At 56.3% G+C, this 21032-nt stretch carries 20 protein-coding genes; 10 read left to right on the top strand and 10 right to left on the bottom strand.

Annotated features, from left to right (window positions below):
- Positions 1-98: 98 nt before the first annotated feature.
- Positions 99-917 carry a CDP-alcohol phosphatidyltransferase family protein gene (locus DW349_RS13815; RefSeq protein WP_108126314.1) on the top strand — a complete coding sequence of 273 codons (819 nt, stop codon included), beginning with the start codon at positions 99-101 and terminating at the stop codon, positions 915-917.
- Positions 914-1948, top strand: coding sequence for a lysylphosphatidylglycerol synthase transmembrane domain-containing protein (locus DW349_RS13810; protein ID WP_108126313.1), 1035 nt, complete (start codon positions 914-916; stop codon positions 1946-1948). Before DW349_RS13815 ends, DW349_RS13810 begins: the two co-directional genes overlap by 4 nt.
- Here DW349_RS13810 and DW349_RS13805 read toward each other — a convergent pair.
- From DW349_RS13805 to ribA, 4 genes are read right to left on the bottom strand one after another with little or no spacing between them, the layout of a single operon-like run.
- Positions 1937-2317 (bottom strand): 6-pyruvoyl trahydropterin synthase family protein, encoded by a 381-nt coding sequence (locus DW349_RS13805; protein ID WP_108126312.1) that lies wholly within the window; start codon positions 2315-2317, stop codon positions 1937-1939. The genes DW349_RS13810 and DW349_RS13805 overlap by 12 nt on opposite strands.
- A gap of 15 nt (positions 2318-2332) precedes the next feature.
- Positions 2333-3355 (bottom strand): zinc-dependent alcohol dehydrogenase, encoded by a 1023-nt coding sequence (locus tag DW349_RS13800; RefSeq protein ID WP_108126311.1) that lies wholly within the window; start codon positions 3353-3355, stop codon positions 2333-2335.
- A complete protein-coding gene (locus DW349_RS13795; protein WP_108126310.1) occupies positions 3352-4065 on the bottom strand; it encodes a RibD family protein in 714 nt (237 codons plus the stop codon). Before DW349_RS13795 ends, DW349_RS13800 begins: the two co-directional genes overlap by 4 nt.
- Complete coding sequence (gene ribA / locus DW349_RS13790; RefSeq protein ID WP_108126309.1) at positions 4062-4688, bottom strand: GTP cyclohydrolase II; 627 nt, start codon at positions 4686-4688, stop codon at positions 4062-4064. The genes DW349_RS13795 and ribA overlap by 4 nt, the downstream gene beginning before the upstream one ends.
- A gap of 117 nt (positions 4689-4805) precedes the next feature.
- Between ribA and DW349_RS13785 the strand changes: the two genes are divergently transcribed.
- Together DW349_RS13785 and DW349_RS13780 are read left to right on the top strand one after the other, a co-directional pair.
- A complete protein-coding gene (locus tag DW349_RS13785) occupies positions 4806-5855 on the top strand; it encodes a glycosyltransferase family 4 protein (protein ID WP_108126308.1) in 1050 nt (349 codons plus the stop codon).
- Between the two features lie 15 nt (positions 5856-5870).
- Complete coding sequence (locus DW349_RS13780) at positions 5871-6668, top strand: class I SAM-dependent methyltransferase (protein WP_108126307.1); 798 nt, start codon at positions 5871-5873, stop codon at positions 6666-6668.
- Here the strand turns inward: DW349_RS13780 and DW349_RS13775 are convergent.
- The 3 genes from DW349_RS13775 to DW349_RS13765 all read right to left on the bottom strand — a co-directional run bounded on the left by DW349_RS13775 (position 6665) and on the right by DW349_RS13765 (position 10181).
- Positions 6665-7414: an FkbM family methyltransferase gene (locus tag DW349_RS13775; RefSeq protein WP_108126306.1), complete on the bottom strand. Its 750-nt coding sequence runs from the start codon at positions 7412-7414 to the stop codon at positions 6665-6667. The genes DW349_RS13780 and DW349_RS13775 overlap by 4 nt on opposite strands.
- Complete coding sequence (locus DW349_RS13770; RefSeq protein ID WP_108126305.1) at positions 7414-9045, bottom strand: alkaline phosphatase family protein; 1632 nt, start codon at positions 9043-9045, stop codon at positions 7414-7416. The genes DW349_RS13775 and DW349_RS13770 overlap by 1 nt, the downstream gene beginning before the upstream one ends.
- A gap of 521 nt (positions 9046-9566) precedes the next feature.
- Positions 9567-10181: a TetR/AcrR family transcriptional regulator gene (locus DW349_RS13765; protein WP_108126304.1), complete on the bottom strand. Its 615-nt coding sequence runs from the start codon at positions 10179-10181 to the stop codon at positions 9567-9569.
- 323 nt (positions 10182-10504) lie between these two features.
- Here DW349_RS13765 and DW349_RS13760 point away from each other — a divergent pair, with 323 nt between their 5' ends.
- The 4 genes from DW349_RS13760 (at position 10505) to DW349_RS13745 (ending at position 14049) form a co-directional block, all read left to right on the top strand.
- Positions 10505-11491: a homocysteine S-methyltransferase family protein gene (locus DW349_RS13760; protein ID WP_232819356.1), complete on the top strand. Its 987-nt coding sequence runs from the start codon at positions 10505-10507 to the stop codon at positions 11489-11491.
- A 297-nt stretch (positions 11492-11788) separates the two neighbouring features.
- A complete protein-coding gene (locus DW349_RS13755) occupies positions 11789-12727 on the top strand; it encodes an Lcl C-terminal domain-containing protein (RefSeq protein WP_108126302.1) in 939 nt (312 codons plus the stop codon).
- A 49-nt stretch (positions 12728-12776) separates the two neighbouring features.
- Positions 12777-13292 carry an Lcl C-terminal domain-containing protein gene (locus tag DW349_RS13750; RefSeq protein WP_108126301.1) on the top strand — a complete coding sequence of 172 codons (516 nt, stop codon included), beginning with the start codon at positions 12777-12779 and terminating at the stop codon, positions 13290-13292.
- A 214-nt stretch (positions 13293-13506) separates the two neighbouring features.
- Positions 13507-14049 carry a hypothetical protein gene (locus DW349_RS13745; protein ID WP_108126300.1) on the top strand — a complete coding sequence of 181 codons (543 nt, stop codon included), beginning with the start codon at positions 13507-13509 and terminating at the stop codon, positions 14047-14049.
- A 138-nt stretch (positions 14050-14187) separates the two neighbouring features.
- On the opposite strand, the gene DW349_RS13740 is transcribed toward DW349_RS13745, so the two are convergent.
- The 3 genes from DW349_RS13740 to DW349_RS13730 all read right to left on the bottom strand — a co-directional run bounded on the left by DW349_RS13740 (position 14188) and on the right by DW349_RS13730 (position 18827).
- Entirely contained in the window at positions 14188-15336 is a 1149-nt protein-coding gene (locus DW349_RS13740) for an alpha-hydroxy acid oxidase (protein WP_115667149.1), read from the bottom strand.
- Between the two features lie 68 nt (positions 15337-15404).
- Positions 15405-16700 (bottom strand): L-rhamnose catabolism isomerase, encoded by a 1296-nt coding sequence (gene rhaI, locus DW349_RS13735; protein ID WP_108126522.1) that lies wholly within the window; start codon positions 16698-16700, stop codon positions 15405-15407.
- Positions 16701-16727: 27 nt separating this feature from the next.
- Positions 16728-18827, bottom strand: a complete 2100-nt coding sequence (locus DW349_RS13730; RefSeq protein WP_108126521.1) for a bifunctional rhamnulose-1-phosphate aldolase/short-chain dehydrogenase — start codon at positions 18825-18827, stop codon at positions 16728-16730.
- Between the two features lie 241 nt (positions 18828-19068).
- Between DW349_RS13730 and DW349_RS13725 the strand changes: the two genes are divergently transcribed.
- On the top strand, positions 19069-19896 hold the full coding sequence (locus DW349_RS13725; protein WP_240316944.1) for a DeoR/GlpR family DNA-binding transcription regulator: 828 nt from the start codon (positions 19069-19071) through the stop codon (positions 19894-19896).
- A 47-nt stretch (positions 19897-19943) separates the two neighbouring features.
- Positions 19944-20936 carry a rhamnose ABC transporter substrate-binding protein gene (rhaS, locus tag DW349_RS13720; protein WP_108126519.1) on the top strand — a complete coding sequence of 331 codons (993 nt, stop codon included), beginning with the start codon at positions 19944-19946 and terminating at the stop codon, positions 20934-20936.
- Positions 20937-21032: the final 96 nt, after the last annotated feature.

The raw sequence follows: 21032 nt of genomic DNA, 5'->3' as shown, positions 1-21032 counted from the left end.
GTCCCTTCCAGTGCTCGGGTCGTATACTCCGGCCCCATCTTTTTTCGGGGTCAGCATTATGATCATTTATCGCCTGCTTCGCATTAACCGGATGGCTTATGCCGGGTCTAACTGAGCGTTTTGTCACAGTCTTTAGCGCCCGGGTGCCATCGCCATTGCACCGCGAATGGGTGCGTATCGCTTTTCTGGGTGCCGGTGGGTTGCTGGTCGGTGCTCTGGTTTTGTGGGTGATTGAACAGCCGGTTACAGCGGCGGGCTGGTTAGTTGGCAGTCTGGCTGGCTGGGCCTTTGTGTTGTGGCAGTGCCACAGCCGGTTGCATATGAATGTGAGTACCTTTGATGACCGCCCGTTTACCCGCCTGGGCACCGCCAACCGCATTACGCTATTGCGCGGTTGGTTGATTGGCGCGACGGCTGGGTTTCTGGCAATCACCCTGCTCGAATTTCATACCGGCTTGCTGTACGTGCCAGCCGTACTTTACACCCTGGCCGCTGCCTTGGATTGGCTCGACGGCCATGTCGCCCGCCGCCAGCAGCAGACGACGCGGCTGGGTGCCGAACTCGATACCGCTCTGGATGCCTTCGGCTTGCTCATTGCGCCACTGGTTGCCGTTTTTACCGGCAAACTCCCGGCGGTTTATTTGCTGGTCAGCGTGGCCTATTACCTGTTTCGGTGGGGCATTCGCTGGCGACAGCGGCGCGGCCGGCCGGTGTATGGGTTGCCGCCCAGTCAGCTACGTCGATACCTGGCCGGGGCGCAAATGGTGCTGGTCGCGGTTGCCTTGTGGCCACCTCTGCCCGGTTCGGTTGCCCAGTGGTTTAGCATTGCGCTGATGATTCCGCTGTTGCTGGGCTTCTGCCGCGACTGGCTTCATGTCAGCGGCTGGATTGGTGCTCGCCGGGAGTCGGCTGTATGACGCAACGCCGACGCTTAAATCGATGGGGCCTCACCACCCTGGTGCTCTGGCTGTTGGCGCTTGCCCTGGCCGGTTGGACGCTCAAGCAACTGCCGCTGCACAGCATGGCTGCTCAGCTTGAACAGCTCAGTTGGCACAATTGGCTGCTGTGGACGCTGGTCAACGGCGGGATTCTTTACATCGCCGGTAAGCGCTGGCAACTGCTGGGGCAGGCGTTGCAGACGCCGTTGTCGTTGATCAGTCTGTTTCGGATGCGCCAGGCGGGCAGTGCGGTCAGTTTTCTGACTCCCGGACCCCATTTTGGTGGCGAGCCGCTGCAACTGCTCTGGTTGCACCGGGTGTTTGCTCAGCCGTTGCACCGCGCCGTGGCGATGCTGGGGCTGGATCGTTTTGTCGAAACTGCGACCAATATCGCCGTTTTGCTCGCAGGCGTACTGATGCTGCTGGGCACGACCATGGTGCCGCTGGATGAAGGGCTTCAGGTCTCGGCTATTTTGGCTGGGGTCTTGATTGCGCTGGTCGCGGTGGCGGCTTTGGTGGTGTACCACCCGTTGTGGCTGGCGAATCGGTTTCGCCCCTTGGTGCAACGTTGGCGCCCGAGCTCGGCTGAACCGGATGCCAATCAGCAAAGCGGCTGGCAGGCGCTGGTGCGGTTGATGCAAAACGCGCTGGCAATGCAGCGAGGTCGACTGGCGGTTGCCTTGCTGTTGGCGTTGCTGGGTTGGGTGGCGTTGCTGCTGGAGTTGTGGCTGTTGTTGCGCTTTCTCGGTGTCTCGCCATCGTTGACCGATCTGCTGACCATCATGGTGGGCATGCGGCTGGCTATGTTGCTGCCGGTGCCGGGGGGCATTGGCACCATTGAAGCTTCGTTATTGTGGTCGTTCCAGTTGCTGGGGTTGCCGGTCAGTGCGGCCCTGGGGCTGATTGCACTGACCCGGCTGCGCGATGCGCTGGTGTTGCTGGTCGGTTTGGGGTGTTTGTACAGCTTTCATCGCCCCCGGCTGGCTGGCAAAGCCGTATCAGCCGAATGAGTGCCGGTAGGCCGCCCAGCAGGTGTCGTTTTCCCAGAGTTTGACGGTAAGTGCACCTGTACCGGGCGGAGTTATGCCGGCCAACAACTGTTCACTGAGAATGCGGCTGAAATGCTCAATGCTCGGGTTCAGGCCAGCGAATTCCGGTTTGTCATTGAGCATGCTGTCGCGGTAATAACCCACCACCTGGTTCAGCGCGGCTTCGATTTCGACGATGTCGACCAGATAGCCATGCTCGTTCAGGGCGTCACTTTCGATCCGCACTTCGAGCACGTAGTGGTGGGCGTGGGGGTTGTTCTCAGCGCCCCAGTCCCCGCCAATCAGATAATGGTTGGCGATAAAATCCTGGGTAACGGCGACGGTATACATAGATATCCTTTTCGGTCAGTAAGCGGAGTAATCAAACAGCGGTTGTACGATGCCGGCCTGGGCGTCGTGCAATTGCTGATAAAGGGTACCGGCTTCGCGCAATGGAAGGCGGTGGGTGATCAGTTGGGTTGGGCTGAGGCGGCGAATCATTTCCCAGGCAACGTCGAAGCGGCGCTCTTTGCTCCAGCGGCCGCTCAGGGTCGGTGCCAGAGTGCTGACCTGGCTGGTGATCAATTGCAGCCGGTTACGATGCGCCTCGCCGCCTAAATCAACCGATACCGGCTTGTTGCCGTACCAACTGCCAATCACGATGCGGCTGGCATATCCACTCAGGCCAATGGCCAGATTCAGCGCGTCGGTGTGCCCGCTGATCTCGTAGATCAAATCGGCATCGGCCAGGTCGGGTTGCTGATTTGGGATGGCTTCTGCCGGGCTGAAAACAGCCTGTACACCCAGTTGGCGAGCCAACGCTTGACGATCGGCCTGACCTTCAACGGCCTGCAACGACGCCAACGGATATTGCGACAGCACACCCGACAACAGCAAACCGACCACACCCTGGCCGAGCACCACGACCCGCTCGCCGAGCATCGGCTGGCCATCCTGCACCAGGTTAACCGCCGTTTCCATGTTGGGTAGAAAAACGGCGGCTTCGGCGGAAATGTCGTTGGGTACGGTAATGAGCTGGTCTGGTCGGGCGTTGAAATGGCTGGCGTGCGGCTGGAAGGAAAACACCGTTTTCCCGAGCCAGGCCGGATCAACATCTGCGCCGGTTTGATGCACTTCACCGACACAGGCGTAGCCGTATTGCACCGGGTATTGGGAAGCGCCTTGCAGCGATTCGAGCGAGCTGTCGAGTGCCATCGAGCCAGGCAATTGCCCTCGGTAGAGCAGCAATTCAGTGCCGGGGCTGACGGCCGAATAAAGGCTGCGTACCTGAACTTCATTCGCCGCCGGTGGCGGCAGCGGTACGTTGCGCACTTCAACCTGAAATGGCGCGGTAAACCAGAGCTGAGCGGCGGTTGCGGTGTCAGTCATGATTCGAGCGCCTGATAGCCTAGCCGACCCCAGACAATCAATTCGTTGCCCAGTTGCTGGCTGTGCAGGTCGTCGATGTGAGGGAAGGGCAGGCTGTTGGCAGCACTCAGTTCGCCCACGGCTTTGTATCCGCCGACAAAGACCGGGGCAACCGTCAGGATGACGGCGTCGGCCAGTGCAGCTCGCAGAAAAGCGGTAATCACCGAGGCGCCGCCTTCAACCATTAAGCTGCGAATGCCGCGTTCGTATAAGGCGGCCATGGCGGCATGCAGGTTAACCTGGCCGTCGGCGTCGCCGGGCACCACGATCAGTTCGCAGTCATCGCGATCAGTCGCGCCTTCTGTGGTCAGCACCCAGCAACCGCGCTCGGCGCTCTGGCACAACTGGCTGCTGGGTGGCAGGCGCAACTGGCTGTCGAGAACGATGGGTTGCGGGTCTTTGCCGGTCCATTTGCGTACGTTGAGGCGCGGGTTGTCGGCCAGTACGGTGCCAATGCCAACCAGAATGCCATCGTGCAGGCTGCGCAACTGGTGCGTCATCTGCATGCTGGCATCGCTGCTCAGTGCCAGGGTTTCACCGGGCGCGGTGGTGATGCTGCCATCCCAGCTTTGGGCGTAGCTGAGCGTGACATGAGGTCGACCCGGCGCTGAATCCTGAGCGGCTTTTTGCTCGGCCAGCAGCCAGCGTTCGATGTCCTGATTCAGCGTCATGAGCTGACAGTTTTGACGATGGGTTCGATGGGCAACAGATGATCCATACGCTGCACCTTGGTGAGCAAGTAGCCGGCGTTATCGGTGTTGGCCGGTACGGCCAGCGATACCCGTCCTGAAACGGTAATGCCTTTGGCTTCCAGCGCACTGATTTTGGCCGGGTTGTTGGTGATCAGCTCGATAGACTGCACACCCAGGTCTTCCAGTATCAGTGCGGCCAGTGAATAGTCGCGTTCGTCGGCTTCGTGGCCGAGCATCAAATTGGCGTCGACGGTGTCGTAGCCCTGATCTTGCAGATTATAGGCGCGCAACTTGTCGAGCAGACCGATGCCGCGGCCTTCCTGGCGCAAATATAAAATGACGCCGACACCAGCCTTCGCGACCATCGCCATCGCGCGGTCGAGTTGCTCGCCGCAATCGCAGCGGCGCGAGCCGAGCACATCGCCGGTAAAACATTCGGAATGAACCCGAGCCAGAACCGAACCGGCTTGGGCAATGTCGCCCATAAAAAACGCCAGGTGTTCTTTGTTGTCGAGCGTATTGGTGTAGTAGCACAACTGGAAATCACCGTGTTCGGTGGGGATGCGTGTGCTGGTCATGCGGGTCACTGCAGGTATAGACATGAGGTACTCTTAATGTTGGTATAACGATCCTTGTATGTCTGGGCGCCTTGCTGTTCATGCCCGGACAATACTCATTAAGCTACGACCCTCCCTTGTTTGGAACGGATCACAACTCTTTTGAACTTCTCCACCGTGTTTTTTGTTTTCCCCGGCGACCTGGCGACGCCGACGGGCGGCTATCGCTACGATCGCCGGTTAATCCACGAGTTGCGGCAACTGGGCGTAGAAGTCAAAACTATTGCGCTTTCCAGCCAATTTCCCTTCCCGGATAAACAGGCGCTGGAAGACGCTCGCCAGAAGCTGGCGGCTCTGCCGGATGGTGCGGTGGTGATATTCGATGGGCTCGCCTTCGGCACGCTGGATCAGCTGGCTGAAGCCGAAGCCCAGCGGCTTCGCATCATCGCTTTGTGTCATCATCCGCTGGCGCTGGAGTCGGGTTTAGACCCGGTTCAGCAGCAGAAATTTAAGACTTCAGAGCAACGCGCATTGTACACCGTTCGCTCAATTCTGGTCACCAGCGAGCACACCCGGCAAATCCTGATCGACCAGTTCGCCATGCCACCGGACAAGGTGGTGGTAGCCCAGCCCGGCACTGATCCGATGCCCTTTGCTCCTTGCATTGGGTCGCCTTTGCAGTTGCTAACCGTCGCTACCCTGACCCGGCGCAAAGCGCACGATGTGCTTATCGATGCCCTGGCGCCGCTGGCCGATTTGCCCTGGCAAGCCCGCTTTGTCGGTGGCAAGGATTTCGATCCCGACTGGGCCGACGCCTTGCAGCAGCAGATAAACCGACTGCAATTACAGAACCGCATTCAACTGGTGGGCGCGGTCGATGACCTGGAGCCCGAGTTCCACAATGCCGACCTGTTCGTGCTGCCTTCCCGGTACGAAGGCTACGGCATGGTCTTCGCCGAAGCGCTGGCGGCGGGCCTACCTGTTATCGCTGCCCGGGCCGGTGCGGTACCGGATGTCGTGCCTGAATCCGCCGGCCTGCTTGTACTACCAGACGACACAGCCGCGCTAACAGATGCGCTGCGTACCTTACTGACCGAAAAAGACTTGCGCCGCCAACTGCAAACCGGCGCTCGCAACGCCGCTGCCAACTTACCCACCTGGGCCGATACCGCCGCTCAGGTGGCTCGTCTTATCCAAGCCATACACCCATAAGGAAATACAGCAACGATGAGTGGATTCAGTATCGACTGGCTAAATCTGCGCGAAGCCGCAGACCGACGTGCCCGCGACAAAAGCCTGAAGGATCAGGCAATACAGTGGCTGGTAGCCGCTGAAAATCCGGTAGCGGTTGACCTGGGCGCCGGAACCGGGTCCACCTTGAGAGCGCTCACCTCGCCGGAACAGCAACCACTGACCTGGCGCCTGGTGGATAACGACACGACCTTGCTTGACGAAGCTCAACGCCGGCATGGCGAGACGCACCGAATAGAGTCGTGCAAAGCGGACCTGGCGGTACTGACATCACTGCCGCTCCAAGGCGCCCGTCTGGTAACAGCGTCGGCTTTGTTTGATCTGGTGTCCGAGAATTTTCTCGATTCGCTGGCAACGGCACTGCAAGCCCAAAGCCAGCAGCCAGTCGGACTTTATGCCGCCCTGAACTACGATGGCACCACGCACTGGACGCCCCAACATCCGTTGGATGACGTCGTATTGACGGCTTTTAATCAGGATCAGCGTACCGACAAAGGTTTTGGCCCGGCGCTGGGGCCTGATTCCGCTGCCGTCATGGAGCGCCTGTTCACTCAGGCCGGCTTCAGGGTGTATACCGCCAGCAGCCCCTGGGTGCTGGACGGTGCCGATCAAGCGATGGTGTCTGAACTGATCACCGGCATTGCAGCGGCGGTTGCCGAGAATCCGGATATTGAGGCCAGCGCGCTGGAAGACTGGGTTCAGTTTCGGCAAGCCAACGCTGCTACGGGTACATGCAGCGTTGGCCATACGGACGTTTTGGCGTTGCCGGTTTAATCCCCCAGGCGTCTGGCATACACATCGCCGCTGCCTTCGCGGGTTGCTTCCAATGTGCGTGCCATTTCAGCCGGGGTTAGCCAGCGCTCGAACTTCATTCGGTGGCTTTCCCCGGGTGCGAGGTTGTACTCGTAGTTCCCCAGTTCTTCCAACCGATCGATGCAGGCCAGCGCAGTGACAATGCTGGCCGGGATGTACTCGAACGACAGCGCCGTCAGCGGTCGTGACAACCCCTGTAACACCGCCAGTTCAAAGCCTTCGACATCGATTTTGCAAAACCGCGGCTCGCCGTGACGCTCGATCAGCGCATCAAGCGTGGTGACCGGAACCGTCACTTCGCGGTCCCAACGTACCGACTGAAACGACGCATCCTGTTTAACCTGGGAAATCCATTCCCGCGATAAGGTGGTGACCGTGGGCGTGCGCGTGCTGATAAATAAGGTGGCTTCGCCCGGTTCGGCGCCAACGGCTTCTTCGACCAGGGTAATCTTGGCATCGCGGCCGTAGCGTTGCCGCAGTGTTTGCATCAGCAATGGCTGAGGTTCCAGCGCCACAATCCGGGCATCCAGAGCGCGCCAGGCCATCAGCCGATTGCCGACGTGAGCGCCAATTTCGAAACACAAATCACCGGGGCGAATGAACTGGCCGTAGCAGCGACGCAGCCGCGACTGCCGCCCGGGAATGCCGTAATACATCAGCAGTGAACGCCACAGGCCAAGGCGCTCACGCCAGGTTGTGCGTGCCATCAGTTGAGCTCCCCCGTGTCTGAAAAAGAGTCGGAAAAGGAGTCGGAAAACGCCTCGACAAAGCGGTCGCGAACCTCATCCATCCGCCAGACAGGAGCGTTGGCCTCCAGCATCAGGCCGGGTTGCCAGTGCCAGCTTTCTATCGCCTCAATAACCGCCGGGTCGCGGGCAATCAGATGCACCGGTACGTCTCTGTTGTCGGGGTCGCCGGTGATCATCGGCGCGGCCTGGTGATCGCCCAGTATCAACACCACCAGATTTTCGTCGCCGTATTCCTGCAGGTAGGAAACCAGCGCTTCCAGCATGTATTCAATCGACTGGCGGTAATACTGGCGAATGGTTGTGACATCGCTCCAGACTTCTTCAGGAGTAGGCCCGGCCTGGGCCTGGTCGTTAAAGATTTTACCGTCGCCGACCTGATCCCAGGGCACCAGATGGGCGTTGGGTGTCCAGGGAGCGTGCGATGAAATCATCGCCACTTCGGCCATGACCGGCTGCCGGTTTTGCACGCTGCGCTCGCGCGCCTGCAAGGCTGACCAGACGTACTGATCGGGCATGGTCACCCAGTTGAAGGGCAGCCCCTCGTAGCCAAAATTATGCGCATTGTAGATTTGGTCGTAACCGTAATAGGTGCCTTCGGGCCAGGCCAGGCTGATTGCCGGCATCCCCGCCACGGTGCGCCAGCCGGCCCGATGAAACAGCCGGTTCAGCGTCACCCGCTCGCTGAGCATCAGGCTGTTGTAGCGGTTTTCGCTGTCGATCCAGGCGCCAGAGAGCAGTGTCCCGTGGGCCAGCCAACTCAGTCCACCCACCGTCGGTGAAGTCAGAAAGGCGCTGCGCATCTGCAAGCCCTCGGCTTCCAGCGTGTCCTCCGCCCAGTTTAATTTTTCAGTGATTGAGTCCTTAAAAGGATCTTGTTCCAACAGAACCCGCCCGTAGGACTCGGCGAAGACGACATAGACATCCTTACCTTCCAGCCGTGAAAACAAGCCGTCGGCAGGCAGCTCGGCGGCGGCATCATCACCGACCGTTGCCGCAAATTCCTGCATATCCTGAAGGCTGTGAAGGGTATCCCGCCCGTGGGCGACCAGTTGATCCCAGGCAAAGGTATCGGCCCGCGACCAGCCTGCGGCTTTCAGCCCGCCCCAGACCAGCAACAGCGCCAGCAGCGCGATGCCAGACAGGCGTGGCTCGATTTGCAGGGTACGTTGAATACGCCCGAGCATCATATACGCCAGCCAGCACACCAGGGCGACGACCAACACCAGCCCCAGCGCGACCAGCACCGAAGCCAGGCTGCCCAGTACCCCGCTCAGCAAGCGGCTGGCATCGGCCAGCAGGTGGCTGTCGAAAACCGGATTAAAGCGCCGGGCAAAGATCTCGTGAGTGACCAGATCCGCGCCGCGCAGTAGCAGGCCCAGGCCCAGCAACACCGCCAGCAAAGCATGAACGACCTTGCCGACAACGCCGGGAATCAGTAATAGAAAACCAATGACGAGCAATTCCAGCGGAAAAAAAACAAAGGCGGGCGGCGCAATCCAAACCAGCCGGTTGGGTAGTGACAGGGCGATAAAGAGCCCAACAAAGCACACAAAGGTAATAAGGTGCCGGACGACCTGACGATGAGGCATGTACTGATCTCATAACATTAAAAGGTGGTTGACGGGTATATACCGAAATGCCGCTCAGACTAACCCGGTGAATTGAGCGTCTGAAAACGACACCGGGCGAATTGCCCGGAACAGATGGCAATAGTGGCCCTCTGTTATTTCTGTTCGGGAATACCTCAGGCTAATCAGGCTGTGAACATGACAAAAGGGATAGAGACCTGCTGACCGGATTTACCTGTCTACCCCACAGCCTTACATATTGTCGGCGCTGACTCTTGGTCACCGCGTGCGCATGCTAACAACAATTTCATAAGGGGTGAATTCTGAAACTCAGCAAGAGAGTTTTCATTCATCAGTATTGAACGACCAGAATAGGGTGTTTCTTGGTCATTCGGACAGTTTATGGTCGCACTAGGTAAACAAGTGTCAGACCGTGCCGTTGTAGGCCAACTTTCTGCTAAGCCGAATTATTCGCTTATTTGAATTAGCCATCGTTTGCGCGACACAAAAACCATCGAACACCGAAATTATTTCAACGTTTATTAAATGGTCGGCTGAAACAATAACTTTAAATAAGAACGCAACATCATTAACTGATCGGGCAGTACCTTCGGCTCTTGAACCGCGCGTGACATTACGATGCCGCCTTCGATCACGGTCGATATCATGTCTGCCAGTACTTCCAAGTTAACGTCGTCCTTTGGTGGGTAACGCTCTGCTATCTCGAGCAACATGGTGTGGAAGCGTTTGCGCCAGGCAAGTATGGCTTGGCGGTTTAATTCGCGAGTGGGGCGGTCGTATAGTCGCTCGGCGTGGGACACTGTTGCCACTAAGCAACCGGGGTGTCCGTTGGGCAAGTCCGCCATCAGTTCGGCCAGCAATTTTATGCCGATCAGCATGGCATGGAGTGGGTCGTCGTGCAGGTCTTTGGCGCGGCCAAACACATCATCCAAAATGGCGTCTTCAGTGTCGATGTAACGCTGCAACAAAGCCCGCGCCAGTTCATTTTTGTCTTTGAAGTGATAGAAAAAACCACTTTTGGTGATCTGCGCTTCGGCAACTATTTCATCAATCGATGTACCGCCAAAGCCCTTTGCTAATACAGACTCTTGTGCGATGTCGAGAATCAGTTCCCGCTTGGATGTTTTAACCGTCATGTCGCCGTCCTTTCCCACTGACCTATCTGGCGAGCTGTATTTCACAGCCGGCCGGTTAATGCTTGTGCGGGTTTGTATCAGGTCTCGTCAATACTTCGATGTGAAGCAGATCACATCAATAAGTGTACCTTGAGTGCAGTGATTTGAATAATTGCCACAGTGGTATCGGTTATTAGTCTGTAACTCATTGATAAACAATAAAAATAATCTCCTATCTCAGTGCACTCTAAGTCGTCTGGAACGACATGTAGCCCCTCAGTAATCTGCACACCTTCGTTATTCAGCCGCTCAGCACCGGCTTCAATCGGTGGCTTGGGGCGGTATTGATTAGCAAAGACAGCCAAATTATTGAGGTCAGTCTTTATATGCGTCGTTCTGCTTTTCCCGGTTTTAAGCCGGGCCGTTACTTTCTAACTGAAGGCGGCATCGAAACCGAAATCATGTACAAGTGGGGTTTTGAAATGCCCGAGTTTGCCATGTTCCCGTTATTGGAAAAGGCCGACTCCCGCCAGGCAATTGCTGCAATGTATCGCCGCTATCTCGATGTTGTATCGAAATACGGACATAGCGCTTTGATTGGCGGCTTCGATTACCGTGCCAGTCCGGACTGGGGTGCCAAGTTGGGGTATTCGACCTCCGCACTGCGCGAAGCCAACCTGGGTGCGATTCAGTTCCTGCGTGACGTTTCTGCACCCTATCGATATGACATCCCCAAAATGCTTTACACCGGTTATGTCGGCCCGCGTGGCGATGCCTATGGCAACGGCCAGGGTATGTCCATCAACGAAGCTGAAGATTACCACTCGGTGCAATTACTCACGCTGAAAGAGGCGGGTGTCGATTTGGTTTGGGCGGTGACTTTTAACAACCCGGCTGAAGCGATTGGTGTGGTTAAGGCAGCCCGGTTGCTGCACATGCCTATCGCGGTTTCGTTCTCGTTAAATAGCCAACATTGTTTGAGCAGCGGCGTGAAGCTTGCTGACGCAGTCAAAATTGTAGACATCGCAACCGACAAATATCCGGAGTTTTTCTCGCTTAATTGCTCACATCCGTATGAGTTTGAACCGGCACTCAGTCACGAAGATTGGATGAAGCGCATCCGCTCCATCCGTCCGAATGCGGCCAAAATGGACAAAATTGCACTGTGCAAATTAGGGCGTCTGGAAGAGGGCGACCCGGTTGAGTTGGGAACGTTAATGGCCGATGTAGGGCGGCGTTATCCGCACATGGATATTTGGGGTGGTTGCTGTGGTACCGGTCATGTTCATCTGGAAGAGATAGCACGACATTTACCGTCAATGGTTACATGAGTGCATATCGCACTGGAGATGAATGAACAGTGCAAGAGAAGGTTATGAAATTTCTATTGTTCTTGATCGATTTTTTACCCTTGCTGATCTTTATTGCCTCCTGGTGTTTGACTGGATCAAAGCAAGAAAACCGCAATACGGATTTACAGAAAAAATTGTGAGCCTTAATTAACAGGAGCCATTTAAGGAAAGTTACTTTGCAAGGATGCAAATTTTTAACTTACGGAATTCTTAAGACTGAGCCAGATCGATTGGCTGGATGAATCATTGCAGTATTCATTGTCGAATAGGTGTTTTATGCCGTTTCACGAAAAATTAGGCCGCTGTCTTCCGGCTTTATTGATGACCGTTCTTTTGACGGCTTGTAATCCTGAATTGGAGGACGGCGATAGTACGCCCGGTGGCAGTACTCCTGGTGCCGCTATTCCTGATTGCGATGATCCTGATGGCAGTGTTCCTGGCGACACGGTTCCGGGTGACGGCGAGGAGGCATTGATCCAACTCAACGACACCGGTGTGAACCAATGCCAGGACCATAGAGTGCTATCAGATCACTCCGATAACTCCTACGTTTGTTTCACCGCCGGCGCGTCTGAAACAGAGGATGGGATCGACCATGAAGGTGATCTGGTCCCGGGTGGTCAGGATGCAACCATAGGTCGTGACAGCGCGGCGCTGAAAGGATCCTTAATCAAAGTAGGTCACGGCGATGCGGGGTTTGATTTCAGTAAAATCGGCCCCGATGGCAACGTACTGCCCCTGGCATCTGCCGATTGGGATTGTGTGCGCGATAACCACACCGGGCTGATGTGGGAAACCAAGACCGTGGTCGCGGGTGACATTCGCAGTCTGGGCAATACCTATTCATGGTACAGCAGTGATGCAACCACTAACGGCGGCTATGTGGGTACTGAAATCTTTGGTGCGTGCGTCGGTATTGCGGGTTGTGATACGGAAAAATACGTCAGTGCTATTAATGAGGCGGGTTTGTGTTCGTTTCATGACTGGCGTATGCCCAGTCGCGCGGAGTTGCTTGGCATTGTGAATTTCGGTGAAGTTGGACCGGCGATAGACGAGACTTTCTTCTCTCATAATGGAACCGGGATTTACTGGTCTGCTGATACACATGCGTCATCTATTGACAACGCCTGGTATCTGGAATTCAACCGCGGCTCAAGCTATGTGGCACCTAAATCTCAATATTACAAAATCCGTTTGGTGCGAACTGTTTTTTAAACAACGGAATGTGCGATGTATTTAAAGAACGAATTGTGAGGATCGGAAAATGCACCACCGGAAAAAGATATTACTGCCAGTGACGCTGATACTTTTGTTGGCCTGGGCGGATGCATCGGCCGTGTGTAACTCCAGTGTCGTCGCATCCAAACCAGAACACCTCTATATAGATAATAACGATGGTTCCGTTACCGACTCAGAAACGGGACTTGTCTGGGTTCGGTGTGTGCTTAGTGATGAAGATACACAGTTCGAATGTGATTTCTCTCCTAAGAGTTATACCTGGGGTGAGGCATTACAACGCGTTCAGCAGGCCAATCAGGACGCGTATTTGGGTGCGTCGGACTGGCGGCTGCCAAACATCAAAGAGCTGAATAGCCTGGTGCAATTGGAGTGCGATCGGGTGCCGTTCAATAGCAGCGTTTTTCAGTCTTTTGGCAATGTTTATTGGTCTTCAACACCGAGTTTTGAATCACTGGATGAAGCTTGGTCGATCCGGTCAGTGGGGGGTGGTATTCAAGCCTCGGAAAAAGTTTCAAGTGGGCTTGTCTTGATTGTTCGATAAACCGAATTTTGACAGCAAGGCCCGATTGTACACTGCGGGGCCGTTTATTTTTTGCCAGAAATTACCCTCCCAAAGGTAATGATCGAAGACAGGAGTTTTTTTGCCGATGGACCGGCATTTTTTTCACAGTATTTTCTGCTTTGGGGATGGGGTATCGAGAAGAGTTCCCGGTTTTTGCCGTATAAACGTTATAGTTTCATGAGGGTGATACACGATGAATCTTGGCTTTTCCCCAATGATGTCTTTGAATTTTACTCCTGTGTTGTTATCGACACAGATAAAACCGGGCAGTCCTTTTGCAACTGAGTTTGCTCAGGCTGCGGCCATAGTTCAAAAGGTGCCAACAACCCAGGTACCTCCGGTCGCCCCAATATCGTCAGTGTCGGCGGTAGAGCGAGGTGACGTGCCACAGAGTGCGGCGGAGAGGGCGGCATCGCAGGAGCACATGACCAAGCCGAACCTGGAGCGGGATCCGGTCGAGGAATTCAAGAAATACATGGCGTTGTCGCCCGCCGAGAAGATGCGTTTAGCCTTTCTCGATGAATCGGACATATCCACGGAACGCTATCAGTCACTGCCGCCGGAAGAGAAAACGAAAATCGATGAGGCCATTGCGCAGCGGCTACGCGATTCGAAACAGGATACAGGGCTTTCCAGTGTTCAGTCAGCGGCTGGTATTGCCCAATATCAAATGGAGATGCAGCGCGGCTCGATGGGGAGCAACAGCATTTCCAGTCAGATAGCCGTTTTTGTTTGACCGACCCGCCCCGAGGCGGTGCCTCTGACACCTGAATCTATTTAGTGTGACGCACGAAGCGCTGTTTAATTCGACCTTTATTTTTGGTTCCAGTGCTGTTGCCGGAAAGTTGCTTCCGGCACGACTTCGGGTCTTATGTCAGGAAAATACATCGGGGTTCACCAGATTATGTTTACCCACGTTCCGAATATCCCGCTCACCACACAGCGCCATGCTGATGTCCAATTCCTTATGCAGAATGTTCAGCACATCGGTCACGCCGCGCTCGCCCGCCGCACCCAGGCCGTACAAAAACGCCCGGCCGATGTAAGTGCTTTTCGCGCCGAGGGCGATGGCTTTGAGGATTTGCTGGCCGCTGCGGATGCCGCCGTCGAAGTGCACTTCGATGTCGTTGCCGACGGCGTCGAGAATCGCCGGTAAGGCTTCGATGCTTGACGGTGCGCCGTCCAGTTGGCGGCCGCCGTGGTTGGAGACGATGATCGCATCGGCTCCGGTTTTCACCGCTGACTTGGCGTCTTCCGGGTCCATGATGCCTTTCAGAATGACCGGCCCGCCCCAGCGTTCTTTGATCCAGGCAATGTCGTCCCAGGAGAGTTTCGGGTCGAACTGTTTCGCGGTCCATTCCGACAGCGATGACAGGTCCGCCACCCCGGATACATGCCCGACGATGTTGCCAAAGCCGTGGCGTTTGGTGCCCAGCATGCGCAAACCCCAGGCCGGTTTGCTCATTAATTGCAGCATCGAATTCAGCGTGAATTTCGGCGGTGCGGACAAGCCGTTGCGAAGGTCTTTGTGGCGTTGGCCGAGAATCTGGAGATCGAGCGTGATCACCAGCGCCGAACAGCCGGCGGCTTTGGCGCGGTCGATTAAGCGACCGATAAAGTCGCGGTCGCGCATCACGTACAACTGGAACCAGAAGGGTTTCGAGGTGTGCGCAGCGATGTCTTCGATCGAACAGATGCTCATCGTCGACAGCGTGAATGGCACACCAAATTGTTCGGCGGCGCGGGCGGCCTTGATTTCGCCATCGGCCCATTGCATGCCGGTGAGTCCGGTCGGTGCCAGTGCGACGGGCATGGCGACGGTCTGACCGATCATGGTGGTTTGGGTGGTGCGGTTGGTCATGTCGACGGCGACGCGCTGGCGGAATTTCAGGCGGTCGAAGTCGGCTTCGTTGGCGCGGTAAGTCGATTCGCTCCAGGAGCCGGAATCGGCGTAGTCGTAGAACATGCGCGGTACGCGGCGGCGGGCGAGTTGTTGGTAGTCGTGAATGGTGCAGGGCTTCATTGTTGTTATCTCCCAAAAAAAGACCGCCCGCAGGCGGCCAAGAATTGCGACGAAAAGTCGGATCAGATTCAGACGATGCCGGAACCGCTGCGGCTGGCATCAACCGGGCGTTGTTGCGCGCAGTTCTGGCGATAACCGCTGGCACGGTAAGTGGCAATGGGGTCGATGGCACCGCCGGCATTTTTGCGTGCCTGTTGCAGGATGGGATCGACGTCTAAATTAAATGCCGCTTTTAATGTGGCCTGTGCCATTAACGCATCGTTGGTGCGTTGGTATTCGGCCAGTGCATCGCGATCCACCAACAACGCTTTGACGAAAGCACGCTGCACTTCGCCGGCGCTGTAAATCAGGCTCTCAATCGGGTCGGTCACGTTGTGCGATTGGTCGAGCATGTAGAAGGGCGCGAAGGTTTTGTCATTGCGTTGCACATCGACCAGTTCGTTGAACACCAGGAACAATTGGTACGGGTCGATGGAGCCGGAATCCAGATCGTCATCGCCGTATTTGGAATCGTTGAAGTGGAAGCCGCCGAGTTTGCCGAACTGCGCCAGGCGCGCCACGATCATTTCGATATTCACATTCGGCGCGTGATGGCCGAGATCGACCAGGCACAAACAACGCTCGCCGGTTTCTTTCGCCGCCAGATAATTCGAGCCCCAATCCTGAATCACAGTGGAGTAAAACGCCGGCTCAAACATCTTGTGTTCGATCAACATATTCCAGTCGCCAGGCAGCGCGGAATAAATCGCTTTGGCGCTGTCGAGGTAGCGCGCAAAACTGTCGGAAAAATGTTGTTGGCCGGGGAAGTTGGAGCCGTCACCAATCCAAACCGTCAGTGCTTTCGAACCGAGTTGCTTGCCCAGTTCAATCACTTCGATGTTGTGTTCAATCGCTTGCTGGCGCGTGGCTTGATCGGTGTGACTCAGGCTGCCGTATTTGTACGAATGTTTTTGCTTTGCCTGGTCCTGGAAGGTGTTGGAGTTCATTGCATCGAACCCCAGCCCGCGTTCAATGGCGTAGTCGCGCAGTTCGCTGGCGTCGCTGGGTTTGTCCCACGGAATGTGCAGCGAGACGCGCGGTGTCAGCGTGCCCAGTTGCTGGATAACGGCGCAGTCGTCGAGCTTCTCGAAAATGTTGCGCGGCTCGCCAATGCCGGGAAAACGGGCAAAGCGTGTGCCGCCGGTGCCCACGCCCCAGGATGGCAGCGCGACTTCCAATTGCTGCGCTTGTTTTGTAATGGCCTGGATGTCGACGCCACGCCGGGCGAGTTTTTCGCCCAGTGACTGATAGTCGCTGCTTAACGCGGCCGCGCGTTGTTCGTTGTCGTTTTGAATGCGGTCAGCGGGAATCATTGTTGTTGTCATGCTGCTTACCTGTGTTTTTTCGGTGATTTAACGCGTGAACGACGGTGCGTGTCCGGCGTCCACGTTCAAAATATTGCCGGTCGATTTGGCCGACGCATCGCTGACGAAAAAGTAAATCGCCTCGGCGATGTCTTCCGGCAGCACGTTCAATTTCAACAGGCTGCGTTGGCGATAATGGTCTTCCAGTTCGTCGGTACTTAATGCATAAGCGCTGGCGCGTTCTTCTTTCCATTTGCCGGTCCAGATTTTGGAACCGCGCAGCACCGCATCCGGATTAACCACATTAGCGCGAATACCGAGCGGCGCGCCTTCCAATGCGACACTGCGCGCCAACTGAATTTCGGCGGCTTTGGCGGTGCAATAGGCGGCGGCATTGGCCGAGGCCACCAAGCCATTTTTGCTGGCGACGAAGACGATATTGCCACCCATCTTCTGTTGCTTCAGCACCTTAAAAGTTTCGCGCGTGACCAGGAAATAGCCGGTCGACAAAATTGCTTGATTGCGGTTCCACAATTCCAGGCTGGTTTCATCCAGCGGCGCCGATGAGGCGATGCCCGCGTTCGACACCAGAATGTCGGTGCCGCCAAAGGCGACGCAGGCGTGTGCCAGGGCGGCTTCGACTTGCGGCTCATCGGTTACGTCCATCACACAGGTCGATACGTTGTCTTTGCCGAATTGTTCGCCCAGTTCAGTTTGCGCCTGCGCCAGACTTTCGGCGTCAATATCGAGCAACACCGTGCAGGCGCCTTCGCTCATTAGTCGCGCAGCGGTAGCGCGGCCAATACCGCCCGCGCCGCCGGTTACCACGGCAATGCGGCCCGCCAATGCTTTGGGTTTGGGCATGCGTTGCAGCTTGGCTTCTTCGAGCAGCCAGTATTCGATGTCGAAGGCTTCCTGTTCCGGCAGGCCCATGTATTCGCTGACGCCGGATGCGCCGCGCATCACGTTGATGGCGTTGATGTAAAACTCGCCGGCAATGCGTGCGGTGGCTTTGTCTTTGGCGAAGGTGAACATGCCGACCCCGGGCACCAGATAGACCACCGGGTTGGAATCGCGCATGGCCGGGCTGTTATCGCGTTTGCAGCGCTCGTAATAGGCGGCGTAGTCGCGGTTGTAAGCGGCCAGCTGGTCGTCGAGGCCATCGATCACGGCGGCCAAATTGTTTTGTGCCGGATCGAAATTGACGACCAAGGGTTTGATCTTGGTGCGCAGGAAATGGTCGGGGCAGGAAGTGCCCAATTCGGCCAGCGTTTCCAGGTCGTTCGAGTTGACGAATTCGAGCACTTCCGGTGCGTCATTGAAATGGCCGATCTGACGTTGCTTGGCGCTGGTTTTGCCACGAATGACCGGCATCAATTTGGCCGCTACGGCGCGGCGTTCGGCATCGTTCAGGCTGTTAAAGCGGGCGCCGGAAAAGGCGGCTTTGCCGGCCAGTTGTTCGTCCAGCCAGGCCTGTGCTTTGTTGATCATTTCCAGTGAGGTGCGGTAGCAGGCTTCGGCGCTGTCGCCCCAGGTGAACAGACCGTGCGCTTCGAGCAAGACGCCTTTTAAATGCGGGTTGTCGCGCGCGATGGTTTCCAGTTCCAGACCCAGTTGAAAACCCGGACGACGCCACGGCAACCAGCCGATGTCTTGCCCGTAAATGATTTCCGTCAGCTCGCGGCTGTTCTTGGATGCAGCGATGGCGATGACCGCATCCGGGTGCAAATGGTCAACATGAGCGTGCGGCAAATAGGCGTGCAGCGGGGTGTCGATGCTGGCGGCGCGGGTATTCAGATTGAAGGTGCAATGTGGCAGATAGCCGACCATTTCGTCTTCGTGCGCTTCGCCTTTGTAGAGCGATTTCAACGCTTCCAGTTTGTCGAGATAGAGCGTTGAAAATCCGTCCAGGCCCATGCTGCCGATGTCGCCACCGGAACCTTTGACCCAGAGTACGCGAACGTTTTCGCCGGTCAGCGGATCGGCTTGCACGATTTTGGCCGAGGTATTACCGCCGCCGTAGTTGGTGACGCGCATGTCGGCACCGAGCAAATTTGAGCGGTATTGCAAGAGTTCGGCGTCGGACAGGGTTTTGGCCCTGGCATCATCCCAGCGGTCGGGAATCTGGTTGGCAGGCTGCGTGGGCATCGAGGCACCTCTGTTGTAATCGAGTGTTGTGAATCGAAACTTGTTGTATCGATATTGTTATTAGACGTTGATGCGCAGCCGCTTGTGGCGCGGCCGGCAGCCCGGTTCGGGCTGTCACTTTTAGCCAAAATAGCTCAGACTGCGCATCCAATGATCGAATTTGACTGAAAGTATTAATCCGAGCCCTCAAGCTGTCAATACCAATCAAAAAACATCAAAAAGGGCTTGCACATGATTGATTGTGAAATATAGTGACGAGCGAGGACACGGAATGCACGAAGTTGAACGCCACCGCATCATTCTGGCGGAAGTTGATGAAAAGCCCATCGCCACCCTGGGTTACCTGGTGGAGTTGCTGGGCGCTTCAGAGGCCACCGTCCGGCGGGACATCAATGAATTGCATCGACAAGGAAAGCTGAAAAAGGTCCGTGGTGGGGCGGAGGCATTGCATCCGCCTGCCAACACGTCCCTGGTCGGCCGGCCTTATTCGGTTAATCAGATGATTAACGCCAAGGCCAAACGTGCCATTGCCCGGGCGGCGGTGGATCTGCTTGAAGACGGTATGTCGGTCACCATCAGTGGCGGCACGACCACCAACTTCATGGCGGAATTCATGCGCTCGCGCAAATTGCAGGTGCTGACCAATTCGTTCGTGATGGCCGAACAGTTGGTGAAACGCAGCAAGTGTGTTGTGACGTTGCCCGGCGGCAGTGTGTACCGCGAGCAAAACATCATTCTCAGTCCGTTTCCGAATGATGTGTCGAGTCGCTTTTACGCTTCGATGCTGTTCATCGGCGCACAAGGAGTGGGTCCTCAAGGGGTGATGGAGGCAGACCCGCAGATTGTTCAGGCGGTGATGAAGTTGATGGATCAGGCCGACCGGCGTGTGCTGTTGGTCGATTCCAGCAAATTCGAGAACCGCAGCAATCTGATTGTTTGTCCGCTGTCACGTGTGGATATCGTCATTACCGATGACGGCATCGACCCCAAAAGTCGCAAGATGATTGAAGACGCTGGCTGCCAGCTGACGATCGTCAACACGAACGCCGATACAGCCGACCCCGACTGACTGCAGCAGCGGAGCGGGGCCAAAAACAACAATAATTGGAGAACAAGATGTGTAAGAAACTTTTCGCGGCCCTGTCCGCGGTCTTGTCGATTGCCCTGATCTCACCCGCCCATGCAGACGATGTTCGCATTGCACTGGTCGTCAAAGCCTTGGGAATTGGTTTCTTCGAAGCCGCCAATGAAGGCGCTCAGGAAGCCGCCAACGAGCTGGGCAATGTGGAAGTCATTTATACCGGACCGACCACTACCACGGCCGAAGGCCAGATCGAAGTGATCACCTCGTTGATCGCTCAGCGCGTCGACGCCATTGCCGTTTCCGCCAACGATCAGGACGCCCTGGTGCCGATTCTCAAACGTGCCCAACAGCGCGGCATCAAAGTCATTTCCTGGGATTCGGGCGTGGCGCCAGAAGGCCGCATCATGCATTTGAATCCGTCGAGCAATGAACTGATCGGCCGCATGAACGTGCAACTGGCCGCCGATGCGCTGGAAGCCAAAGGCATCCGTTCCGGTCAGATGGCGATTCTCAGCGCCACCCCGACCTCGACCAACCAGAACATCTGGATCGAGGAAATGAAAAAGGCGCTGCCGGAATTTTCCCAACTGGAATTGGTCGATACCGTTTACGGCGATGACCTGGCCGACAAGAGCTATCGCGAAGCGGTTGCACTGATGCGCAATCACCCGGATTTGGACGTGATTGTTGCACCGACCACCGTGGGCATTCTGGCCGCCGCTCAAGCGGTGAGCGATCAGAATCGCATTGGCGATGTCTACGTTACCGGCCTGGGTTTGCCGTCTGAATTGGCCGGCCACGTACACAGCGGCGCCATTCACAACTTCGCCATCTGGAACCCGATTGACCTGGGTTATGCCGCCACCATGATTGCCTACAATCTGGTGGAAGGTAACGGCAGTTCAAGCCGCATTCCGATGGGGCGTATGGGCACGGCCGAACTCGATGCCGAGGGCAACGCCGCCATGTCTGATCCGTTTGTTTACGACGCGACCAACGTTGACGACTTCGCGTCAATTTTCTAAGCAATCGGACTACTCAATCGCGTCCAGAACGTGAACCAACGGGTGCCCAATTGGGCGCCCGATGATTGTCGAATCAACAACAATAAAGACAATGAC

Origin of the sequence: Saccharospirillum mangrovi, assembly GCF_003367315.1 — a bacterium.
Lineage (GTDB): Bacteria > Pseudomonadota > Gammaproteobacteria > Pseudomonadales > Natronospirillaceae > Saccharospirillum > Saccharospirillum mangrovi.
This window is presented reverse-complemented; position numbering and strand designations above follow the sequence as displayed.

What these genes read in the sequence shown, in the direction of transcription:
- DW349_RS13815 (WP_108126314.1), top strand. Translation starts at nt 99, where the DNA reads ATGCCGGGTCTAACTGAGCGTTTTGTCACAGTCTTTAGCGCCCGGGTG.
- DW349_RS13810 (WP_108126313.1), top strand. Translation starts at nt 914, where the DNA reads ATGACGCAACGCCGACGCTTAAATCGATGGGGCCTCACCACCCTGGTG.
- DW349_RS13805 (WP_108126312.1), bottom strand. Translation starts at nt 2,317, where the DNA reads ATGTATACCGTCGCCGTTACCCAGGATTTTATCGCCAACCATTATCTG.
- DW349_RS13800 (WP_108126311.1), bottom strand. Translation starts at nt 3,355, where the DNA reads ATGACTGACACCGCAACCGCCGCTCAGCTCTGGTTTACCGCGCCATTT.
- DW349_RS13795 (WP_108126310.1), bottom strand. Translation starts at nt 4,065, where the DNA reads ATGACGCTGAATCAGGACATCGAACGCTGGCTGCTGGCCGAGCAAAAA.
- ribA (WP_108126309.1), bottom strand. Translation starts at nt 4,688, where the DNA reads ATGTCTATACCTGCAGTGACCCGCATGACCAGCACACGCATCCCCACC.
- DW349_RS13780 (WP_108126307.1), top strand. Translation starts at nt 5,871, where the DNA reads ATGAGTGGATTCAGTATCGACTGGCTAAATCTGCGCGAAGCCGCAGAC.
- DW349_RS13775 (WP_108126306.1), bottom strand. Translation starts at nt 7,414, where the DNA reads ATGGCACGCACAACCTGGCGTGAGCGCCTTGGCCTGTGGCGTTCACTG.
- DW349_RS13770 (WP_108126305.1), bottom strand. Translation starts at nt 9,045, where the DNA reads ATGCCTCATCGTCAGGTCGTCCGGCACCTTATTACCTTTGTGTGCTTT.
- DW349_RS13765 (WP_108126304.1), bottom strand. Translation starts at nt 10,181, where the DNA reads ATGACGGTTAAAACATCCAAGCGGGAACTGATTCTCGACATCGCACAA.
- DW349_RS13755 (WP_108126302.1), top strand. Translation starts at nt 11,789, where the DNA reads ATGCCGTTTCACGAAAAATTAGGCCGCTGTCTTCCGGCTTTATTGATG.
- DW349_RS13750 (WP_108126301.1), top strand. Translation starts at nt 12,777, where the DNA reads ATGCACCACCGGAAAAAGATATTACTGCCAGTGACGCTGATACTTTTG.
- DW349_RS13745 (WP_108126300.1), top strand. Translation starts at nt 13,507, where the DNA reads ATGAATCTTGGCTTTTCCCCAATGATGTCTTTGAATTTTACTCCTGTG.
- DW349_RS13740 (WP_115667149.1), bottom strand. Translation starts at nt 15,336, where the DNA reads ATGAAGCCCTGCACCATTCACGACTACCAACAACTCGCCCGCCGCCGC.
- rhaI (WP_108126522.1), bottom strand. Translation starts at nt 16,700, where the DNA reads ATGACAACAACAATGATTCCCGCTGACCGCATTCAAAACGACAACGAA.
- DW349_RS13730 (WP_108126521.1), bottom strand. Translation starts at nt 18,827, where the DNA reads ATGCCCACGCAGCCTGCCAACCAGATTCCCGACCGCTGGGATGATGCC.
- rhaS (WP_108126519.1), top strand. Translation starts at nt 19,944, where the DNA reads ATGTGTAAGAAACTTTTCGCGGCCCTGTCCGCGGTCTTGTCGATTGCC.